The organism is Wenxinia saemankumensis (assembly GCF_900141735.1).
Classification (GTDB): Bacteria; Pseudomonadota; Alphaproteobacteria; order Rhodobacterales; family Rhodobacteraceae; genus Wenxinia; species Wenxinia saemankumensis.
Map to the genome: position 1 here is coordinate 109,290 of NZ_FQYO01000003.1, position 19,780 is coordinate 129,069.

The following is a 19,780-nucleotide window of genomic DNA, read 5'->3' on the forward strand; positions in this document are numbered from 1 at the left end:
CCGTTCTACGGAGACCGTTACACACTCGAGATTGCCGATCAAGACCCTTCCGCGCTATCACCGGCACAGATCGCGAAGGGGCAGCATGTCGAAGATCACCGTTTCCGGCCCGCCCGCGCGGGCGACGATCCGCACCGTGGCCGAGGATGCCGGAGTGTCCGTCGCGGCCGTGTCGAAGGTCCTGCGCGGCGCCTATGGCGTCAGCGACGGTCTGCGCGAGAAGGTGGAGGCCAGCATCGGCCGGCTGGGCTACCGCCCCTCGGTCGCCGCGCGCGGCATGAGGGGCCGGACCTGGACCGTGGGCGTCCTGCTGATCGACATCGCCAACCCCTTCCTGTCGCTCGTGGTCGAGGGGGCGAACAGCCGGCTGCAGGCATCGCGCTACAAGGCGCTGATCGGGGTCGGACATTCCGCCAGCGAGATCGAGACGGGGCTCATCGAATCGATGATCGACTACCGGATGGACGGGATCCTGCTGGTGGCGCCGCGCTCCGACGGCCCCACGCTCGAGGCGATCGGCGAACAGATCCCGGTCGTGACGATCGCCCATCACCAGCCGGACGCGGCCCGGTTCGACACGGTCAATTCCGACGACCGGGTCGGGGCGCGGCTCGCCGTGCGCGGCATGCTCGAGCGCGGGCACCGCGACATCGCCTTCGTCTTCTACACCCATTCCGGGGACGAGCGGACGGCCGTCGCCACCCAGCGCAAGGAGGGCTACCTGGCCGCGATGGCCGAGGCGGGCCTGTCCGACCGGGCGCGGGTGCTGCGCGTCGAGGGGGGCGGCAACATCGCGCCCCGGGACGAGGGGTTCGATGCCCTGCTCGACCTGCCGGACCGCCCGCGCGCCATGGTCGTCTGGTCCGACATGCACGCGGTGCCGCTGCTCAACCGCGCGCGGATGCGTGGCATCGACGTGCCGGGCGAGCTGGCGATCACGGGCTACGACAACACGCCGGTCGCCGCGCTGCCGCTGATCGGGCTGAGCAGTGTGGATCAGGATCCGGCCCGGATCGGCGAGATGGCGGTGAACCGCCTGCTCGAGCGGATCGAGGGGCGGCGCGCGCCGAGCCACGACTTCGTCCCCCCGGCCTTCGTGCCCCGCAGTTCGCATTAGGGCGTCTCCCTCCACCGCGCGGCATAGGCGGCGAGGCGCGGATCGGCCGCCCCGCCCACCGGAACGGGGACCGGCAGGTCCGCCTCCGGCCGGGCCAGCAGCGCGGCGCCGATGCTGGTGCCCGTGGCCGAGGCCGAGATCCGCACCTCGCGCCCCGTCGCCGCACCCAGCATGGCGAGGTAGTCGGCGTTTCGCGCGAAGGGCCCCTCGACGATGATCGGGCCCGCCCCGTGGGTCAGGGCCAGGCATTCCGCCGTCATCAGCGCGAGGTAGTAGCCGAGCGCGACGCTCCGCTCGCCCTCGGTCGCGGGCTCTGCCGTCCAGCCCCCGGACCGGCCGGGGAAGGGCCCCGAGGCGGGCTCGACCGACGGGCGCAGCAGCGCGCCGCCCGCCAGCACCGCGTCCCGGTCCGACGCGGAGGGGGCGGCTGCCGCGCCCTTCTCCCGTTCGTATTCCCGCCCGCCCATGAACCGCGCCGACGGCACCGGCTGGCCCAGAGCGTTGACGTTGATCAGCGTGTCCCGCGCGGGGTCGAGGGCGGGGACCTCGGCCCCCATGCTCATCGCGATCACCCAGGTCCCCGTGGACACGACCGAGAACGGCCCCGCATTGCGCAGATGCGGCAGCAGCGAGGCGTTCGAATCGTGGATGCCGGAGAAGACCAGGATCCCCTCGGGCAGCCCGATGCGCGCCGCGAGGTCCGGCAGGACGGCGCCCGCCGGGTCGCCGGCCCGGACGACCGGGGCCATGCGGCCCGACAGGCCGAGCCGGTCCACCAACGGGCTGAAGGTGCCGGCGCGCGGATCCCAAAGATCGGTATGGCAGCCGAGCGAGGTCAGCTCGCAGCCGTAGCGGCCGGTCAGCCGACCCGACCAGAATTGCGGGTAGGTCACGATCTGCGCGATCCGGTCCCGCTCGACGCGGCCCTCCAGCAGCCAGTGCAGCTGCGCGCCGAGATTGAGTCCCATCGGCAGCCGGGGCGAACCCGTGATCTCGAAACCGGGACGCAGCGCGTCGTATTCGTCGGCGACGTCGTCCGGCCCGGTCTCCTCGTAGTCCAGCATCGGGCAGGCGAGTGCGCCGCTGTCGTCCAGCAGGACGGCCGAGGCGCCGTGCGTGGTCACGCTGATCGCGTCGATTCCGTGCGCCGCCTGCATGTCCGCCAGCGCGCCCAGCAGGAAGTCCCAGATCCCGTCCAGGTCGAAGCTGCGCCAGGCCCCGCCGGTGAGGGACGTGTTCGGCCGGGTGGCGACCGCGATCTCCTCCATCCGGTCCGTATCGACCAGCGCCAGCTTGGCGTTGGTCTTGCCGATGTCGATGACGGCGACATGCCGGAGCGGCTGGCGCGGCGCATCGCTCATGGCATGTGGAACATGCGGCGGAGCGGGACGGAAACGGGCTCGTTGTCCGGCGCCACCTCCATCAGGTCGGCCATGTGGGCCCACCACCGTTGCATGACCGGATGCGACGGCAGCTCGTCCATCCCGTGATCCTCGGTTCGCGTGAGGACGCCGAAGAGCAGGTGCGTCTCCGGGTCGAGCCAGATCGAGTAGTCCGACACCCCGGCGCCGCGCAGCAGCTCCACCAGCTCGGGAAGGATCTCGTCGTGGCGCCGCTCGTACTCGGCCTCCATCCCGGGATTGAGCCGCATCCGGAAGGCGTATCTCTCGCTCATCGTTGTCTCCACAGGGTCCAGAGCCGGGGCAGGGCGATCACGCCGATCAGCAGCGCCCCGATGAAGATGCTCATAACGATGCCCGGCACGTTCAGCAGGCCCAGCCCGAAGGTGACGAGGCCCATGACGAAGGCGGCGATCACCACGCCGGGGATCGTCCCCGATCCGCCGAGGATGTTGATCCCGCCCAGCACGACCATGGTCACCACCTCCAGCTCCCATGCCGTGGCGATGGAGGGGCGGGTGGAGCCGAGGCGCGAGGTCAGGCAGATCGCCGCGACCCCGGACATCAGGCCGGTCAGCAGGAAGAGCACGAACTTCACCCGGGCCACCCGGATCCCCGAGAAGAGCGCGCCCGTCGGGTTGTTGCCGATGGCGTAGACCGTGCGGCCGAAACTGGTGCGGTGCAGGACGACGTAGTAGATCAGGGCGAGGATCGCGAAGAGCACCAGCTCGAACGAGATCACCCAGAAGACGTAGCCCTGCCCGAACCAGCTGAAGCCCGCGGGGTAGCCGCGATAGGCCTGATCGCCGAGCACGATGTAGCTGATCCCCCGGAACAGGCTCATCGTGCCGATCGTCACGACGATGGACGGCAGGCCCATCCCGGTGACGAGGATCCCGTTGAATGCCCCGCAGAGCAGGCCCGTCCCCAGCCCCACCAGGATCAGCACCGGCACGCCGACCTCGAATTGCGCCGCCGCCCCCATCGCGGTGGAGGCGAGCGCGACGATCCCCGCGACGGAGAGGTCGATCTCGCCAGCGATGATCAGCATCGCCATGGCGAAGGCGATCATCGCCTTCTCGGTGAAGTTGAAGGTCGCGTCCGAGAGGCTCCACGCGTTCAGGAAGTAGGGCGAGGCGAAGCTGTTCGCGACGAAGATCGCGATGGCCACCGCCAGCAGCAGCGATTCCCAGCTTTTGACCAGCCGCGCGCCGCGCCCTTCCAGCCGGTCGGGCAGGTGCCGGTGGAGGCTGCTGTCCCGCAATCCGGTCTCGCTCATGCCGCGCCCTCCGCCCGCTTGAGGATGATCCGCCCCCGGCCGAGCGCGCTGCGCGAATTGAACGCGATGGCGACGACGATGGCCGCGCCCGAGATCGCCATCTGCCAGAAGGGCGAGACGCCGATCACCGGCAGCGCGTTCTTGAGGATGCCGAGGAACAGCGCCCCCAGCAGCGTGCCGAGGATCGTGCCCGCCCCGCCCGCGATGGCGATGCCGCCGATCACGCAGGCCGCCACCACCTCCAGCTCGAATCCCGCGGCGATGTCGACATAGGCGACCGCGTAGCGCGCGACCCAGAGATAGCCGGTCAGCCCCGCCAGCGCCCCCGAGACGACGAAGGCCCAGAACTGCGTGCGGCCCACGTTCAGCCCGGCATAGACCGCCGCATGGGGATTGCCGCCCACCGCGTAGAACGCCCGGCCGAGGGGGGTGCGCGCCACGAACAGGAAGAACCCCGCGAGGATCGCCAGCGCGATCCAGCTCATCACCGGCAGGCCCAGCAGGACGGCGCGGGGAAACCCGGTGAAGGACGCGCCCATCTGGTGCGAGTTCACCCATTCGCCGCCCGAGATGACGAAGATGAGCCCGCGGTAGATCGTCATCGTGCCCAGCGTCACGACGATGGGCGGGATCGCCAGTGTCCAGACGAGCAGTCCGTTGATCGCGCCCATCACGGCACCCATCGCCACCGCCAGCGCCAGGATCGCGGCCAGCGGCACGTCCGGCGCGGCGGCGTTCAGCATCGCGCAGACCATCCCCGTCAGGGCGAGGTTCGCCGCGACCGACAGGTCGATGCAGCGCGTCAGGATCACTACCGTCTGGCCGAGCGCGAGGATCAGCAGCGGCGCGGTGTCGTTGAACACCCCCGCGAGGTTGCCGGGCGCGACGAAGGCCGGAAACCGGCCGGCGATCAGGCCCAGCAGGGCGAGGACGACCAGTGTCAGCAGCGCCTCGCGCGATCTGAGGAATCCGCTCATGCCGCTTTCTCCGCCCCGATGCCGGCCGCGTGCCGCACCAGCGCCTCGGGCGTCAGCGCCGCGCCCTCCAGCTCCGCCACCTGCCGTCCCTCGCGCATGACGATCACCCGGTCGGACATGCCCAGCACCTCCGGGATCTCGGAGCTGACCATGATCACGGCCAGCCCTTCGGCTGCGAGGTCGGCCATGAAGGCGTGGACCGCGGCCTTGGACCCGATGTCGATGCCCTTGGTCGGCTCGTCGAGGATGATGACGGCGGGTTTCGTCGCCAGCCACTTGGCGATCACCACCTTCTGCTGGTTGCCGCCCGACAGCGTACCGACATCCTGGTCGAGCGAGGCCGCCCGCAGGTCGAGCCGCTTCGTGTAGTCGCGGGCCAGCGCGAATTCCTCGGCCAGCCGCAGGAAGCCCGACCGCGACGTCCGGCCCAGCGAGGGCAGCGAGACGTTCTGGAAGATCGGCAGGCCGATGATCGCGCCCTGCCTGCCCCGGTCCTCGGGCACGTAGACGACCCCGGCCGAGATGGCGTCGGAGGGGGAGCGGATGGTGCGCGCGCGCCCCTCGATCTCGACCGTCCCGGCGGAGGGTTTCGTGATCCCGAACAGCGCCTGCATCACCTCGGACCGTCCGGCCCCGACGAGGCCGTAGAAGCTCAGGATCTCGCCCCGGCGCAGGGTGAACGAGATGTCGTCGAACTCGGTCGGGTGGGAATAGCCCGTGACGCGCAGCACGGCCGCGCCCGGCGCCTTGTCGCGGTCCGGAAAGATCTGGTCGACCGACCGGCCGACCATCATCGTCACCAGCTGGTCCTCGGTCACGTCAGCGATCCGACCCGCGCCGACGAACTGCCCGTCGCGGAACACGGTGTAACGGTCCGCGATGCGGAAGATCTCGTCGAACTTGTGCGAGATGAAGAGGATCGCGCGCCCCTCGCCGCGCAGCCGTTCCACCAGCTCGTAGAGCTCCTCGATTTCCTTGCGGGAGAGGGCGGCGGTGGGCTCGTCCATCACGACGACGCGGGCGTCGACGGACAGGGCGCGGGCGATGGCGACGAGGTGCTTGGACGCGATGCCCAGCTCTCTCAGCGGGGTCATCGGGTCGAGCGGGGCGTCGATGCGGTCGAGGATCTCAGCGGCCCTGGCGCGGATCGCGGGCCAGTCGATCAGGCCGAGTCGGGTCCGGGGCGCGTGACCGATGAAGATGTTCTCGGCGACCGTCAGCTCGTCGAAGAGCACGGTCTCCTGGTGGATCGCGGTGATCCCGGCGGCGGTCGCGTCCTGCGCGGAGGCGAAGCGCACCGGCGCGCCGTCCAGCAGGATCTCGCCCCCGTCGGGGCGGTAGATGCCGGTCAGCACCTTGACGATGGTGGACTTGCCCGCGCCGTTCTCGCCGACCAGCGCGGTGACCTGACCGGGGTACAGGTCGAGCGAGACCGCATCCAGCGCGGTCACGCCGGGAAAGGTCTTGGTCACGTCCTTCAGGGACAGCACGGGGGTGCCGGCATCGGCCATGGTCGGGATCCTGTCGGGGCGGGGTGGCGCGCGGGACATCGGTCCCGCGCGCCAGGTGATCAGAACACGTCGACGAAGTCGGCGATGTTGCTCTCGTCGTAGACGAAGGGGTCGGCCATCGCGCCCTCGTTGTTCTCGTCGAGGGTGAGCGTGCCCATCCGGCCCATCTCGATCTCGGCGCCCGGCTCCGCGGTCGCGGCATCCGTCGCGAGCTGATAGGCGAGCCAGGTGGCCGAGTAGCCGAGGTCGATCGGGTTCCAGATCGCGAAGCTCTGCGAGGCCCCGCTCTCGATCGCGCCCGCCATCTCGGAGGGCAGGCCGAGGCCGGTCACGTTCACCTCGCCCACCTTGCCGGCATCGACCACGGCCTGCGCCGCGGCGACGATGCCCACGCTCGTCGGCGCGATGATCGCGTCGAGGTCGGGATAGGTCTGCATCAGGCCCTGTGCCTCGCGGTAGGACTTGTCGGCGAGGTCGTCGCCATAGACCGTCGCGACCACCTCGATCCCCGGATAATCGGGAAGGACGTTCATCATCTCCTCGATCCAGATGTTCTGGTTCGTGGCGGTGGCGCTGGCCGACAGCACGGCGACCTGGCCGCCCTCGGGCAGCTCGTCCGCGGCGAGCCTGAGGATCATGTTGCCGATCAGCGGGTTCGAGGACGGGTTGAGGTGCATCTCGCGGCCCTCGGGCGCGACGCCCGAATCCCAGCTGATGACCGTGATCCCGCGATCCATCGCGCGCTGCAGCGCCGGCACCAGCGCGTCGGTGTCGTTCGCGCTGATGGCGATGGCGTCGACCTGCTGGGCGATGAGCGAGTTGATCACCTCGATCTGGCCCTCGGCGGTGGTGTCGGTCGGCCCCGTGTAGATCAGCTCGACATTGCCGAGCTCGTCCGCCGCTTCCTGCGCGCCCTCGGCGGCGGCTTCGAAGAAGCCGATGCCCAGCGCTTTCGCGACCAGCGCGATGCGCACCGGATCGTCCTGCGCCGTGGCGGCGCCGCCGGTGAGCGCGAGCGCGGCCAGCGCGGCGCCCCCGAACAATCTGCGTGTGATGCTCATGTGTCTCCTCCCTGAGATGAGCGTGATGCGGGGTGGCTACCCCGCCTTCGTCGCGGCGCGTCTCGGCACCGTGATGACCCGGATATCCGCCGCCTCCAGCATCGCCGCCGCCGCGTCGGGCACGCCATCGTCGGTGATGACGATGTCGATCTGCTCGAGCGGGCAGAGGATGAGCGAGGAGCGGTTCGCGAATTTCGAGGAATCGACCATGACGATCAGCTCGTCGGCCTGTCCCAGAAGCTTCTGCTCGGCCTGGATCAGCAGGGGGTCGGCCTCCATCAGCCCCAGCGGGCCGAGGCCCTGCGCCCCCATGAACATCTTCGACGCGTAGTAATTGCGGGTGATGTCCCCCTCGAAGGGGGAAAGGATGATCTGCTGCTCGCGGTAGAGCGCGCCGCCCGGCACCAGCACCGTGTTCTTGGAATGCTTCAGCAGGTGCTCGGCGATCGGAAAGCTGTTGGTGAAGACCTGCAGCCGGCGGTTCGCCAGCGGATGCACCATCTGGAAGGTCGTGGACCCGCCATTGACGATGATCGGCTCGCCGTCCTCGCACAGGTCGACCGCCGCCTTGGCGATGGCCTGCTTGGCGGCCGCGTTCAGCGTGCGGCTGACCTCGAAGGGCCGCCCGGCTAGGCCGGGAAAGGCGGGCGGCGTGATCGCCTCGGCGCCGCCACGGACCCGGCGCAGCTTCTTCTGGACATGCAGGGTGGCGATGTCGCGGCGGATCGTGGCCTCGGACGAACCGGTGAGCGACACGAGCTCACCCACGGTCGCGACAGGGCGGTCCTGCACGGCCGAAAGGATGATCCTGTGGCGTTCCTTTTCGTGCATCGACGTCCTCCCCTGCCGCATCTGGACGCGATTCCCGCAGCCGGTCAATCATTTTCTGTCAAAGCCGATCATGCTGCAGGTGCGAGATGACGTCTTTGATCGTTTGTGATTGACTTTGCGCGCGGCGCTGGCCCACTCTGCGGCCGGGCGGCGCAGGCCGCGCCGCTGCCCCCGAGGGAGGAGATCGCCAGATGCTGACGCGCGCCAAGAGCCGCCTGGAAAACCTGTGGGACGACGGCAAGGCCGCCGGCATGAGCGAGCCCGAGAAGCTGCTCTACCGCTCGAACCTGCTCGGCTCGGACAAGCGGATCACCAATTACGGCGGCGGCAACACCTCCGCCAAGGTGATGGAGGTCGACCCCCTCACCGGCGAGCGGGCCGAGGTGCTCTGGGTCAAGGGATCGGGCGGCGATGTCGGCTCGATCACGATGGACGGCTTCGCCACGCTCTACATGGACAAGCTGCGGGCGCTGAAGGGCAAGTATCGCGGGCCGGACCACGAGGACGAGATGGTCGGCTACCTGCCGCACGCCACCTTCAACCTCAATCCGCGCGCCGCCTCGATCGACACGCCGCTGCACGCCTACGTGCCCAAGGCCCATGTCGATCACATGCATCCCGACGCGATCATCGCCATCGCGGCGTCGAAGGACAGCCGGAAGCTGACGCAGGAGATCTACGGGGACCGCATCGGCTGGCTGCCGTGGAAGCGCCCGGGCTACGAGCTGGGCCTCTGGCTCGAGAAGTTCTGCCTCGAGAACCCCGATGCGGACGGCGTCGTGCTGGAAAGCCACGGCCTCTTCACCTGGGCCGACGATGCCAGGGAGTGCTACGAGCTGACGCTCGAGATCATCAACGAAGGCATCGCCTATTTCGAGAAGAACGAGGCAAAAAAGCCCTTCGGCGGCGCGGTCCACAAATCGCTGAAGGCCGAGGAGCGGCGCGCCGTCGCGGCGAAGCTGATGCCCGCGATCCGCGGCTACGTCTCGGGCAACCAGCACATGGTCGGCCATTTCGACGACCAGGACGCGGTGCTCGACTTCGTGAATGCCGCCGACATGCCCGCGCTCGCCGCGCTGGGCACGTCCTGCCCGGACCACTTCCTGCGCACGAAGATCCGGCCGCTCGTCGTCGATTTCGACCCGGCGAATCCCGACACGGATGCGGTGATCGCCGGCCTCGGGGCCCAGATCGCCGCCTACCGCGACGACTACGCGGCCTATTACGCGCGCTGCAAGCGCCCCGACTCACCGGCCATGCGCGACCCCAACGCGGTGGTCTACCTCGTCCCCGGCGTTGGGATGATCACCTTCGCCAAGGACAAGGCGACGGCCCGGATCAGCGGCGAGTTCTACGTCAACGCGATCAACGTGATGCGCGGCGCCTCCTCGGTGTCCGAATATGTCGGCCTGCCGGAGCAGGAGGCCTTCGACATCGAGTACTGGCTGCTGGAGGAGGCGAAGCTCCAGCGGATGCCGAAGCCCAAATCGCTGGCCGGGCGCGTGGCGCTGGTCACCGGCGGCGCGGGCGGCATCGGGTCGGCCACGGCCGCGCGCTACCTCAAGGAAGGTGCCTGCGTGGTGCTGGCCGACATCGCCGAGGACGCGCTCACCGCGACGAAGGACCGGCTGGCGCAGGACTTCGGCAAGGACGTGGTGCGCACCGTGGTGATGAACGTGACGGACGAGGGCGCGGTGGCGCGGTCGTTCGCCGAGGCCTGCGTGGAATTCGGCGGGATGGACATCCTCGTCAGCAATGCCGGCATCGCCTCGTCCGCCCCGGTCGAGGAGACGACGCTGGCGCTGTGGAACCGGAACATGGAGATCCTCTCCACCGGCTACTTCCTCGTCAGCCGCGAGGCGTTCCGCCTGATGCGCGGGCAGGGGATCGGCGGGGCGATCGTCTTCGTCGCGTCCAAGAACGGCCTCGCTGCCTCGCCCAATGCCAGCGCCTATTGCACGGCCAAGGCGAGCGAGATCCATCTGGCCCGCTGCCTTGCGCTCGAAGGGGCCGAGGCGGGGATCCGGGTGAACGTGGTGAACCCCGACGCGGTGCTGAAGGGCAGCAAGATCTGGGAGGGCGAGTGGCTGGACCAGCGCGCCTCGACCTACGGCACCGACAAGGAGGGGCTGGAGGAGATGTACCGCAACCGTTCGATGCTCAAGCGGTCGGTGCTGCCCGAGGACATCGCGGAGGCGGCGTATTTCCTCGCCTCCGATGCCAGCGCGAAATCGACCGGCAACATCATCAACGTGGATGCCGGCAACAAGGAAGCGTTCCCGCGCTGAAGGGGCAGACCGCGGGGCGGTGATTGCCGCCCCACGGGGCCCGAGCGGGACCGCGCATCGGAACAGACAGGGGCAGCGGCGATCGGCCCTCCCCGGACGGGAGGACGACAGATGATCGAAGACACCCTGATCGCGCAGCAGAACGAGGCGCGGGAGGCCGACCTGCGCAGCGATTACGACGCGCTCGGCGCGCAGCTGGACCGGCGCGGCATCTCAATCGACGCCATCCGCGACAAGGTCGCCGCCTACGGCGTCGCCGTCCCGTCCTGGGGCGTCGGGACCGGCGGCACCCGCTTCGCCCGGTTCCCCGGCGCGGGCGAGCCGCGCGGCGTGTTCGACAAGCTCGACGATTGCGGAGTGATCCAGCAGCTCGGCCGGGCGACGCCGACCGTGTCGCTGCACATCCCCTGGGACAAGGCGCCCGCCGCCGACCTCAAGGCCAAGGCCGAGGAGGTGGGGCTGGCCTTCGACGCGATGAACTCGAACACGTTCCAGGACAGCGAGGGGCAGGCGCACAGCTACAAGTTCGGCTCGCTGTCGCATACCGACGCCGCCACGCGCGCCCAGGCGGTCGAGCACAATCTCGAATGCATCGAGATCGGGCAGGCCATCGGGTCGAAGGCGCTGACGATCTGGGTGGGCGACGGGTCCAACTTTCCCGGCCAGACGGATATGGGCCGGCAGTTCGACCGCTATCTCGACGCGGTGAAGCAGGTCTATGCCGGCCTGCCCGGGGACTGGCGGCTCTTCACCGAGCACAAGATGTTCGAGCCGGCCTTCTATTCGACCGTCGTGCAGGACTGGGGGACCAACTACCTCATCGCGCAGGAGCTGGGCGAGCAGGCCTTCTGCCTCGTCGATCTGGGGCATCACGCGCCGAACGTGAACATCGAGATGATCGTCAGCCGCCTCATCCGCTTCGGCAAGCTGGGCGGCTTCCACTTCAACGACAGCAAGTACGGCGACGACGACCTCGACACCGGGGCGATCGACCCGTTCCGGCTGTTCCTCGTCTTCAACGAGCTCGTCGCGGCGGAAGGGGCCCCGGGCTTCGACCCCGCCCACATGCTCGACCAGAGCCACAACGTGACCGACCCGATCGAGAGCCTGCTGTCCTCGGCGATGGAGGTGCGGCGGGCCTATGCCCAGGCGCTGCTGGTCGACCGCGAGGCGCTGCACGGGTACCAGGAGGAGAACGATGCCCTGATGGCGGCGGGCGAGCTCAAGCGCGCCTTCCGCACCGATGTCGAGCCGATCCTCGCCATGGCTCGGATGCAGGCGGGCGGGGCGATCGACCCGATCGCGGCGTTCCGGGCCAGCGGCTACCGCGCGAAGGTCGCGCAGGAGCGCCCGGCCGTCAGCGGCGCGGGCGGCGGCATCGTCTGACCCCTTCCCCCGGCGTCGCGGTCCCGGGGGGGCGCCCGCCGAGGTATTTGGAACCCTGCGAAGACAGGGGAGGGGGCGCCCGGACCGGCGCCCCTTTCGCGTCCTAGAGCCGGGTATCCTCGCGGCCGCAGAACGGATCGACCGGCGAGGTGCCGGTGAAGGGGGTCACCCCGGTGATCGCGTCCAAGACCGCCTGCTGCATCGCCTCGCTGGTGGCGTAGGCATTGACGTAGGCGGGCATCCGGGCGGCGTCGTAGAGGTAGTAGGGGTGCCCGAAGGAGATCATCGCCGTCGGCACGTCGTGCCAGGGCCGGACCATCGCCGCGCCGAAATCGCCCAGCATCCGCCACCAGTCGACATGGATATGCCCGCGGGTGAGCAGCGATTCCTCGCCCATCAGGTAGAGGACGAGGTCGTGATCGGCCGGGCGGAAAGGCGTTCCCTTCTCGTGCAGTGTCACCTCGAAGCCGCGGGCGCGCATCATCTCGGGCAGGGCGAAGGGGATCGGGTCCTGCACGAAGGGAAAGACGATGCCGCCGGTGACGATCAGCACCCGGCGATGGGAGGCGGGAGAGACCGGGAAGAGCCCGTCCCGGTCCTTCACGAGGGTCGGCACGCGGGCATGCAGCTCCCGCGCGGTGGCGGCATCGGCCTCGCTGTCGCGGGGCAGGGGGGGCAGGGGGCCGCGATGGAGGCCGAGCCGCGCTTTCAGGGCCAGCTGCCGCGAGACCGCGTCCTCGACCCTGTCCATGCCGAGCCGGCCGTCCTCCACCGCCTCTTCCAGCCAGGCGATGTCCTGCGCCGGGTCCGGCGAGAACAGGATGACGTCGTTCCCGGCCGTCAGCAGGCGGTGCAGGAAGTCCCGGCGGGGCATGACCTGGCCGAGGCCGCCCATGCTGGTCGCATCGGACACGATCAGCCCCTCGAATCCCAGCCGCTCGCGCAGGAGCGTCTGGATCAGGTGGCGACTGATCGTCGCGGGCAGGAAGGCCCCGGCCTCGTCGCCCTCGGCGCGGACGAAGGCGGGGAAGGCGATGTGGCCGACCATCACGCCGAGCACGCCCGCCGCGATCGCGTCGCGGTAGAGCCGCCCGAACGTCGCCTCCCACGCCTCGACCGAGAGCGGGTTCACCGTGGTGACGAGGTGCTGGTCGCGGTCGTCGTAGCCCTCGCTCGGCCAGTGCTTCGCCGTGGCCGCGACGCCGTTCGACTGGAAGGTCGCGATCTGCTGCAGCGCGTGGCGGCGCACCCGGTCCGGATCGGACCCGAAGGAGCGGGTGCCGACGATCGCGCTGCGGAAGGCGGCGTTGACGTCGAGCAGCGGCGTGAAGGACCAGTTCACCCCGTTCGCGCGCCCGTCCCGGGCGAGGATCGCGGTCGCCGCCTCGGTCGCGGCGAGGTCGTCGATGGCGGCGAGGCCGAGAGGGTTCGGCAGCGTCGTGCCGCCCGGCTGGGTCATCCGGCTGCCCTCGAGATCGGCGCTGACGAGCAGGGGGGCGGGCGCGGCGGCGTCGAACGCGGCGCGGATCTCCGCCTCTCCCTCGGGGTCCCGGGTCGGGTTGCGGGTGATCGAGCCCAGTCCGAGTTCCTGCAGCCGGGCCAGCTCGGCGTCGTCGTCGGTCCGGACCAGCACGTTCAGCAGCTGCGCCAGCTTCTGCCGGCGGTTCATGCCGGCCAGGGTGGCGCGGACCCAGTCCGCCGCCTCGGGATCGAGGTGGAACGGCGCGCGCGCCGGATCGAAGGTCATGGCCGGGTCCTCTCCTGCTGGCCCGCGCAGAGTGCGTCGACCGTTCTACGACGTCCAGCGGAGGTTTGACCCGCCGGCCCGATCTGCCATGTCTTCGGGGGCGTGACGGCAGGCGGCGGGAGCATCGACGTGGATCGGACCTACGACATCTTCGTGATCGGGGGCGGCATCAACGGCTGCGGTATCGCGCGCGACGCGGCCGGGCGGGGGCTGAGCGTCGCGCTGGCCGAGAAGGGGGACCTCGCCTCCGCGACCTCCTCGGCCTCGACCAAGCTGTTCCACGGCGGCCTGCGCTACCTCGAATATTTCGAGGTGCGGCTGGTGCGCGAGGCGCTGCAGGAGCGCGAGGTGCTGCTGCGCGCGATGCCCCACATCTCCTGGCCCATGCGATTCGTCCTGCCCTATCACCCGGACATGCGCTTCGAGGGGGAGACGCCGGTCTCGCGGCTGCTGGGGACGGTGATGCCTTGGCTCAGGGGGCGGCGGCCGGCCTGGCTGATCCGGGCGGGCCTCGCGCTCTACGACGGGCTCGGCGGGCGGCAGGTGCTGCCGGGCACGACGAAGCTCGACCTGCGCACCGCCCCCGAAGGCGCCCCGCTGCAGGACAGGTTCGAGACGGCCTACGAGTATTCCGATTGCTGGATCGAGGATTCGCGCCTCGTCGCGCTCAATGCCCGCGACGCGGCGGAGCGGGGTGCCCGGATCATGACGCGGTGCGCGGTGACCGCGGCCCGGCGCGAGGACGGGCACTGGCGCGTCGAGACGGAGAACGGCGCCTTTCGCGCCCGCATGCTGGTGAACGCCGCCGGACCCTGGGTCGGCGACGTGATCGCGCACAAGGTGCGGTCGAACTCCACCGACCGGGTGCGGCTCGTCCGGGGCAGCCATATCGTGACGCCGCGCCTCTACGCGCACGACAAGTGCTACTTCTTCCAGGGAGAGGACGGGCGGATCATCTTCGCGATCCCCTACGAGACCGACTTCACCCTGATCGGCACAACCGATGCCGACCACCCGGACCCGTCCGTCCCGCCGGTCTGCACGCCGGAGGAGCGGGACTACCTGATCGCCTTCGCCAACCGGTATTTCGCGCGGCAGCTCGGCCCCGAGGACGTGGTCTGGACCTATTCGGGGGTGCGCCCGCTCCACGACGACGGGTCGCGCTCGGCGACGGCGGCGACCCGCGACTACACGCTGAAGGTCGAGACGGCCGGCGGCGCGCCGCTGCTCAACGTCTTCGGCGGCAAGATCACGACCTATCGCCGGCTGGCCGAGAGCGCGCTGGAGCGGATCGGGGCGCATCTGCAGGTGGACGAGGGCCCCTGGACGGCGGGCGCCCCGCTTCCCGGCGGGGATTTCCCGGTGGACGGCGTGCCGCGCCTGATCGCGGGGCTGCGCGCCGATCACCCCTGGCTGGAGGAGAGGCAGGCCCGCCGCCTCGTCCGGGCCTACGGGACCGAAGCGGCCGAGATCCTGCGCGGCGCCTCCGGCCCCGGCGATCTCGGCCGCGATTTCGGCGGCGACCTGACCGAGGCCGAGCTGCGCTGGCTGATCGAGAAGGAATTCGCCCGAACGGCCGAGGACGTGCTCTGGCGCCGCAGCAAGCTGGGCCTTCGACTGAGTGCCGAGGAAGCCGCGGCGCTGGACGAGTGGATGGCGGGGCGGGGCTAGTCCCCGCCGGGGGCGGGGCCCGCGTTCCCGGGCTGTCGCCGCGCGCCCGTTCCGGTCATACCGGGGGCGCGCGCCCCGCACGCCACGATCCCGATGGACGGACCGGACACATCATGAAGATCCTCGACCCCGAACACCCGTTCTACGCGCCCGTCTGGCGCCGCGTCGCGGTCGTCGCGCTGTGCCTCGGCTGGTCCCTCGTGGAGATCCTGGCGGGCTCGACCGGCTGGGCGATCCTGACGGGGGCGCTCGGCCTCTGGTGCCTCTACGAGTTCTTCCTCTCCCCCGCGGCGCGTCGCCGCGCCCGCGGGGAATCGCCGGATCGCGACGGCTGACCCTGCCGCGGGCGGGCGCCGGCGGCACGATCACCGAGCCGCGCGCCCAGGAGGCCGGGGCCCGGGGCCCAGCCTCGCCTCGGGGATGGGCCACACGTCCTGATGATCGGATTGCTGCTGGCTGGGGTGGTAGGATTCGAACCTACGGTACACGGTACCAAAAACCGCTGCCTTACCGCTTGGCTACACCCCAGCAGCGGGGCGCCTTCTACGCCGGGGCCGCGGGCGGGGCAAGAGGCGGCGGGCCAGAAAATCACTCCATCCTGTCGGCATCCTCCTTCAGGAGGTCGCGCGTCTCGGGCTGGCGGCGTTCGCTCTCGACCAGGCGCTCGAGATCCTGTTCCGGGCCGGCGCTGACATCGCCCGGCCCGGGCGGGGGACGCGGCGCCGGGTCTCGGGCCGCCGGGTCTCGGGCGGGCGGGACCGCCCCGCGCGGGGGGGCGGGGCGGCGGTCGGTATCGGCCTCGACCGTGGCGGCGCCGCCGCCCAGGACCTGGATCCGGTAGGTGGTGTCGGGCACCTCGACCCCCGCCGCCTCGATCGCCTCCTTCACGCGGCGCAGCGCCTCGGACCGGGCGGCCATCAGGTCGGTCTCGCGCTGGCTCACCCAGCCCAGCACGGTGAAGAAGATCGCGCCGTCGCCGATCCGGTCGATCCAGGCGTTCGGCCCGGGCGTGTCCAGCACGAAGGGCAGGCCGGTCATCACCTCGATGGCGAGCGCGCGGATCGCGGCGAGGTCGGCATCCGAGGCGACGCCGATCTCGAACATGAACCGCCGCTCGGCGTTCAGCGTGTAGTTCACGATCCGCGACTTGAAGACCGTGGCATTGGGAATGCGGATGTGATTCCCGTCGAGGCTGAGCAGGATCGTCGCCCGGCTCGTCAGGCGGATCACCTTGCCCTGATCGCCCTCGATCTCGACCAGGTCGTTCGGCCGGAAGGGCTGGCGGATCGAGAGCATGATCGAGGCGATGTAGTTCTCCACCGTGTCCTTGACCGCGAAGCCGACGGCGAGGCCGACGATCCCGGCCGCGCCGAGGATCGTGCCGATCAGCGCGGTCGCGTTCAGGATGTCGAGCGCGACCACGATTCCCGCGATGACGAAGGCGATCATCACGAGCTGGGAATAGAGGGAGGCGACGAAGGCGTTGGGGGCGAGGCGCGACCACAGACGCGTGCGCCGCGCGACCCACCAGCCGAGCGCCGCGATCGCGGCGAAGACGGCGAGAGAGATCAGCAGCAGCGGCAGGAAGGTGACGAACTGCCAGGCCCGGGTCCGGAACCGTTCGATCGCGGGGTTGAGCCGGCGCGACAGCTCGGCCGTCTCGGTCACCTCGTCGCGGATCGCGACGACGCCCTCGACCCGGCTGACGAGCCGGGCCAGCTCGACCTGCGCCTCGGCCGAGGTGACGGTGCCGCGCAGCCGCACGATCCCGTCCGAGACCCGGACGCTCACGTCCTCGTAGCCGCCCAGCTCGTCCAGGATCTCGCGGATGCGGGTGGCGATGGCGGCGTCCTGCGCGGCGTCCGTCTCGGCCGCGATCGGGGCGGTGGGGCCGTTCTCCTGCGCGGGGACAGGGGTGGCGAGCGCGGCGGACAGGACCAGCAGCGCAAGCGCGGCCCAGCGGCGTAGGAAAACGGGTTGCATCAATGGGTCCGGGATCGTCGAAATCGCGGCGAGCCTAGGCGGCCGCGCCCCCCCCGCCAAGGGGGGGCGCGGCGAACGCTCAGGCCGAGACCTGCTCGCGCAGGATCGAGGCGGTGAGCGACAGCATCAGGTAGAGCCCGGCGAAGACGCAGAAGGCGAGCAGCGTGTTCTCGAAGGCGCGGGGATAGGTCGGCTCGTCCGGGGCGACGGGCTCGACCCCGAGCGAGAGGTAGCGGACCTGCCGGTTCGCCTCGATCCGGGCCGTCTCCATCTGCTGCAGGGCCTGCTGCACCAGCAGCGTCTGGAAGGTGTAATCCTCCTCCGCGAGGCGCAGCTCGGTATTGCTGGCGGCGAGCGAGGTGTCGGCCCCGGTCCCGGCGGTCATCTGGTCGCGCAGGTTGGCGATCAGGGTGCCGATATTGTCGATCTGGGTCTGCAGGTTGGCGACCTGCGCCTCGTTCGGGCGCGGCACGCTCAGCCGCTCCTGCAGGGACAGCTGGAGCTGCTGGCGCTCGGTCTCGAGCGCGCTGATCTGCTGGGTGCGGGCGGCGGTCTCGCCCGCGGGGTCGATCTGCTGCACGCTCTGCTGGATCGCCAGCCAGTCCGACAGCGCCTCGGCCCGGCGCGCCTCGGCCGCCTCGTAGCTGGCGAGCGCATCCTCCATCTGGCTGGCGCGCAGGCGCTGCGTCAGCTGGTCGACCTGCTCCTCGGCATAGCCGATCAGCGCCTCGGACCAGAGCTGGCTCTGCGCGGGGTCGGGGGCGACCACCTCCATCTTGATGATGCCCTCGGTCGGATCGTAGCTGATCCGGACATGGTCCTGGTAGACCTCGTAGGTCTCTTCGGCCGACGCGTCGGCGGGCAGGCGCTGGATCGGATCGACGCTCTCGTCCGAGAAGGCGTCGCGGAAGCCGAACTCGTCGTCCAGCCGGCCCAGCGCGGCGCGCGAGGTCAGGTAGGACTGGACGGTCATCGAATCCTGCTGGGTCGCCATGGACGTGCCCTGGAACAGCCCGCCGAGACCGGCCGCGCCCGTCGCCTCGGCCTGCTGTATGACGAATTCGCTCTCGGTCGCGTACATCGGCGTCGCGACCTCGTAGAAGTAGAAGCCCGCCAGCGCCGTGGGCAGCGCGACGAACAGCGACAGCCGCAGGCCGAGGAGGGCGCTGCGCCGCCGCCGCCTGCGGGCGAGGTCCTTCTGGATGCGCATGATCTCGCCCGCGCGCCGCTCCGCGGGGGACAGCCGCTCGGTCGAGGGCAGGTTCGGCGTTCCCGCCGGCACGGTCTGGGGCAGGTTCGCCCCGGGTCCGGCCGGGGCGGCGTCGTTCGGCACGATCTGCAGCAGCGTGGACCGGGCAAAGGGGTCGATCCCGCGCCGGCGCAGCTGGCGCACCGCGTCGAAATCCGACGCGACCTCGATCCCGTGCTTCTGCGCGGTGCGGCGCGCCATCCGCAGCTGGCGCGGGGTCAGTCCCTCCTGCCGGATCGTCTCCAGCGGATCGGTCGGGCCCATCTCCTCGGGGGGCGTGGCGGGGGCGGCCGCTTCGCCCGGGCCGGCCGTGAGGCCGCGGGGCTCCCCCTCCCGCGCGGCGACCGATTCCGCCGGCGGGGCCGATCCCGCGGGCGCGCTCGGGCGGTCGGCCGGGCCGGCCCCGGCGCCCGGCGCCTGAAGCGGCGGGCGGGGAACCCCGGCGGAGTCCCGCGCCGGTTCCAGCAGCGGCGTGCTGCGCCGGATGCGATACTTCAGAAGCCTAGGCCTGGTAGTCATAGAGCTCTTTCGCCTCTTCCAGCGTCTCGAACATGTGCAGCCGCCCGTCCCGCAGCACCGCGGCCGAGCTGGCGAAGCGTTCGAGCACCTTCGGTTGGTGCGAGACGATCACGACCGTGGTCGTCTCCAGCCGCTCGCGCAGGATCTCGCCCGCCTTGCGGTTGAACTCGGCATCCGTCGTCTGCGGCATCCCCTCGTCGATGAGATACATGTCGAAGTCGAGCGCCAGCATCAGCGAGAAGGTGAACCGCGCCCGCATCCCCTGGCTGTAGGTGCCCAGCGGCATGTCGAAATATTCGCGGATGTCGGTGAGCCAGCGGCAGAAGCTTTCCACGTAGTCGGGGTCGAGCCCGTAGAGCCGCGCGATGTAGCGCGCGTTCTCCCGCGCCGTGTGTCGCTTGTTCACCCCGCCCATGAAGCCGAGCGGAAAGCTGATCCGCCCCCGCCGCAGGATCTGCCCCTCGTCCGGCTTCTCCAGCCCCGCCATCAGGTTGATGAGGGTGGTCTTGCCGGTCCCGTTGGGGGCGAGGATGCCGAGCGAGCGGCCGAGCTCCACCTGGAAGGTGGCGCCCTCGAGAATCACCTTCCGGCCCGCGCCCGTCGCGAAGGACTTGCTGACACCGATGAACTCGAGCATCCCGCGCTCCGCCCCTCGTTTCCCGGCGCGCCGCATCCGGCGCCCGCCCGTTGGTCCCGGTCTAGCCTATCCTGGCCCGCCGGGCCTTGACGAAGGCGTAACCGTGGAATGTGACCGGATGTGG

16 protein-coding genes and 1 tRNA gene are annotated in these 19,780 nt (G+C 70.4%); 5 read left to right on the top strand and 12 right to left on the bottom strand.

Annotation, left to right across the window (positions count from 1 at the left end; all coding sequences use genetic code 11):
- The first annotated feature begins 85 nt into the window (after nt 1–85).
- A complete protein-coding gene (locus BUE30_RS08040) occupies nt 86–1,117 on the top strand; it encodes a LacI family DNA-binding transcriptional regulator (RefSeq protein WP_073328148.1) in 1,032 nt (343 codons plus the stop codon).
- On the opposite strand, the gene BUE30_RS08045 is transcribed toward BUE30_RS08040, so the two are convergent.
- The 7 genes from BUE30_RS08045 to BUE30_RS08075 are packed head-to-tail and all read right to left on the bottom strand — an operon-like array spanning nt 1,114 to nt 8,176.
- The gene (locus tag BUE30_RS08045) at nt 1,114–2,478 is read right to left on the bottom strand and encodes an FGGY-family carbohydrate kinase (RefSeq protein ID WP_073328152.1); all 1,365 of its coding nucleotides are present in this window, start codon (nt 2,476–2,478) and stop codon (nt 1,114–1,116) included. The genes BUE30_RS08040 and BUE30_RS08045 overlap by 4 nt on opposite strands.
- Nucleotides 2,475–2,792: an L-rhamnose mutarotase gene (locus tag BUE30_RS08050; RefSeq protein ID WP_073328157.1), complete on the bottom strand. Its 318-nt coding sequence runs from the start codon at nt 2,790–2,792 to the stop codon at nt 2,475–2,477. Before BUE30_RS08050 ends, BUE30_RS08045 begins: the two co-directional genes overlap by 4 nt.
- Nucleotides 2,789–3,796 (bottom strand): ABC transporter permease, encoded by a 1,008-nt coding sequence (locus BUE30_RS08055; protein WP_073328161.1) that lies wholly within the window; start codon nt 3,794–3,796, stop codon nt 2,789–2,791. The genes BUE30_RS08050 and BUE30_RS08055 overlap by 4 nt, the downstream gene beginning before the upstream one ends.
- Entirely contained in the window at nt 3,793–4,773 is a 981-nt protein-coding gene (locus tag BUE30_RS08060) for an ABC transporter permease (protein WP_073328165.1), read from the bottom strand. Before BUE30_RS08060 ends, BUE30_RS08055 begins: the two co-directional genes overlap by 4 nt.
- Entirely contained in the window at nt 4,770–6,284 is a 1,515-nt protein-coding gene (locus BUE30_RS08065; RefSeq protein ID WP_073328169.1) for a sugar ABC transporter ATP-binding protein, read from the bottom strand. Before BUE30_RS08065 ends, BUE30_RS08060 begins: the two co-directional genes overlap by 4 nt.
- Nucleotides 6,285–6,343: 59 nt before the next feature.
- Nucleotides 6,344–7,345, bottom strand: coding sequence for a rhamnose ABC transporter substrate-binding protein (rhaS, locus tag BUE30_RS08070; RefSeq protein WP_073328174.1), 1,002 nt, complete (start codon nt 7,343–7,345; stop codon nt 6,344–6,346).
- A 36-nt stretch (nt 7,346–7,381) separates the two neighbouring features.
- Nucleotides 7,382–8,176: a DeoR/GlpR family DNA-binding transcription regulator gene (locus tag BUE30_RS08075; protein WP_073328179.1), complete on the bottom strand. Its 795-nt coding sequence runs from the start codon at nt 8,174–8,176 to the stop codon at nt 7,382–7,384.
- A 191-nt stretch (nt 8,177–8,367) separates the two neighbouring features.
- Between BUE30_RS08075 and BUE30_RS08080 the strand changes: the two genes are divergently transcribed.
- Complete coding sequence (locus tag BUE30_RS08080) at nt 8,368–10,464, top strand: bifunctional rhamnulose-1-phosphate aldolase/short-chain dehydrogenase (protein WP_073328185.1); 2,097 nt, start codon at nt 8,368–8,370, stop codon at nt 10,462–10,464.
- A gap of 111 nt (nt 10,465–10,575) precedes the next feature.
- Complete coding sequence (gene rhaI / locus BUE30_RS08085; RefSeq protein ID WP_073328191.1) at nt 10,576–11,850, top strand: L-rhamnose catabolism isomerase; 1,275 nt, start codon at nt 10,576–10,578, stop codon at nt 11,848–11,850.
- 103 nt (nt 11,851–11,953) lie between these two features.
- Here rhaI and BUE30_RS08090 read toward each other — a convergent pair whose 3' ends face one another.
- On the bottom strand, nt 11,954–13,597 hold the full coding sequence (locus tag BUE30_RS08090; protein WP_073328196.1) for a glycoside hydrolase family 3 protein: 1,644 nt from the start codon (nt 13,595–13,597) through the stop codon (nt 11,954–11,956).
- A gap of 123 nt (nt 13,598–13,720) precedes the next feature.
- On the opposite strand from BUE30_RS08090, the gene glpD reads away from it, so the two are divergent.
- Together glpD and BUE30_RS08100 are read left to right on the top strand one after the other, a co-directional pair.
- Complete coding sequence (gene glpD / locus BUE30_RS08095) at nt 13,721–15,268, top strand: glycerol-3-phosphate dehydrogenase (protein WP_139300538.1); 1,548 nt, start codon at nt 13,721–13,723, stop codon at nt 15,266–15,268.
- A 113-nt stretch (nt 15,269–15,381) separates the two neighbouring features.
- Entirely contained in the window at nt 15,382–15,603 is a 222-nt protein-coding gene (locus tag BUE30_RS08100) for a hypothetical protein (RefSeq protein ID WP_073328206.1), read from the top strand.
- 118 nt (nt 15,604–15,721) lie between these two features.
- Here BUE30_RS08100 and BUE30_RS08105 read toward each other — a convergent pair.
- The 4 genes from BUE30_RS08105 to BUE30_RS08120 all read right to left on the bottom strand — a co-directional run bounded on the left by BUE30_RS08105 (nt 15,722) and on the right by BUE30_RS08120 (nt 19,656).
- Nucleotides 15,722–15,796, bottom strand: a tRNA-Gln gene (locus BUE30_RS08105).
- Nucleotides 15,797–15,856: 60 nt separating this feature from the next.
- Complete coding sequence (locus tag BUE30_RS08110) at nt 15,857–17,251, bottom strand: mechanosensitive ion channel family protein (RefSeq protein ID WP_073328210.1); 1,395 nt, start codon at nt 17,249–17,251, stop codon at nt 15,857–15,859.
- A 79-nt stretch (nt 17,252–17,330) separates the two neighbouring features.
- Entirely contained in the window at nt 17,331–19,019 is a 1,689-nt protein-coding gene (locus BUE30_RS08115; RefSeq protein WP_073328213.1) for a KpsE/RkpR family capsule polysaccharide export protein, read from the bottom strand.
- A complete protein-coding gene (locus BUE30_RS08120; RefSeq protein WP_073328218.1) occupies nt 19,003–19,656 on the bottom strand; it encodes an ABC transporter ATP-binding protein in 654 nt (217 codons plus the stop codon). Before BUE30_RS08120 ends, BUE30_RS08115 begins: the two co-directional genes overlap by 17 nt.
- Between the last annotated feature and the right edge of the window lie 124 nt (nt 19,657–19,780).

What these genes read in the sequence shown, in the direction of transcription:
- BUE30_RS08040 (WP_073328148.1), top strand. Translation starts at nt 86, where the DNA reads ATGTCGAAGATCACCGTTTCCGGCCCGCCCGCGCGGGCGACGATCCGC.
- BUE30_RS08045 (WP_073328152.1), bottom strand. Translation starts at nt 2,478, where the DNA reads ATGAGCGATGCGCCGCGCCAGCCGCTCCGGCATGTCGCCGTCATCGAC.
- BUE30_RS08050 (WP_073328157.1), bottom strand. Translation starts at nt 2,792, where the DNA reads ATGAGCGAGAGATACGCCTTCCGGATGCGGCTCAATCCCGGGATGGAG.
- BUE30_RS08055 (WP_073328161.1), bottom strand. Translation starts at nt 3,796, where the DNA reads ATGAGCGAGACCGGATTGCGGGACAGCAGCCTCCACCGGCACCTGCCC.
- BUE30_RS08060 (WP_073328165.1), bottom strand. Translation starts at nt 4,773, where the DNA reads ATGAGCGGATTCCTCAGATCGCGCGAGGCGCTGCTGACACTGGTCGTC.
- BUE30_RS08065 (WP_073328169.1), bottom strand. Translation starts at nt 6,284, where the DNA reads ATGGCCGATGCCGGCACCCCCGTGCTGTCCCTGAAGGACGTGACCAAG.
- rhaS (WP_073328174.1), bottom strand. Translation starts at nt 7,345, where the DNA reads ATGAGCATCACACGCAGATTGTTCGGGGGCGCCGCGCTGGCCGCGCTC.
- BUE30_RS08075 (WP_073328179.1), bottom strand. Translation starts at nt 8,176, where the DNA reads ATGCACGAAAAGGAACGCCACAGGATCATCCTTTCGGCCGTGCAGGAC.
- BUE30_RS08080 (WP_073328185.1), top strand. Translation starts at nt 8,368, where the DNA reads ATGCTGACGCGCGCCAAGAGCCGCCTGGAAAACCTGTGGGACGACGGC.
- rhaI (WP_073328191.1), top strand. Translation starts at nt 10,576, where the DNA reads ATGATCGAAGACACCCTGATCGCGCAGCAGAACGAGGCGCGGGAGGCC.
- BUE30_RS08090 (WP_073328196.1), bottom strand. Translation starts at nt 13,597, where the DNA reads ATGACCTTCGATCCGGCGCGCGCGCCGTTCCACCTCGATCCCGAGGCG.
- BUE30_RS08100 (WP_073328206.1), top strand. Translation starts at nt 15,382, where the DNA reads ATGAAGATCCTCGACCCCGAACACCCGTTCTACGCGCCCGTCTGGCGC.
- BUE30_RS08110 (WP_073328210.1), bottom strand. Translation starts at nt 17,251, where the DNA reads ATGCAACCCGTTTTCCTACGCCGCTGGGCCGCGCTTGCGCTGCTGGTC.
- BUE30_RS08115 (WP_073328213.1), bottom strand. Translation starts at nt 19,019, where the DNA reads ATGACTACCAGGCCTAGGCTTCTGAAGTATCGCATCCGGCGCAGCACG.
- BUE30_RS08120 (WP_073328218.1), bottom strand. Translation starts at nt 19,656, where the DNA reads ATGCTCGAGTTCATCGGTGTCAGCAAGTCCTTCGCGACGGGCGCGGGC.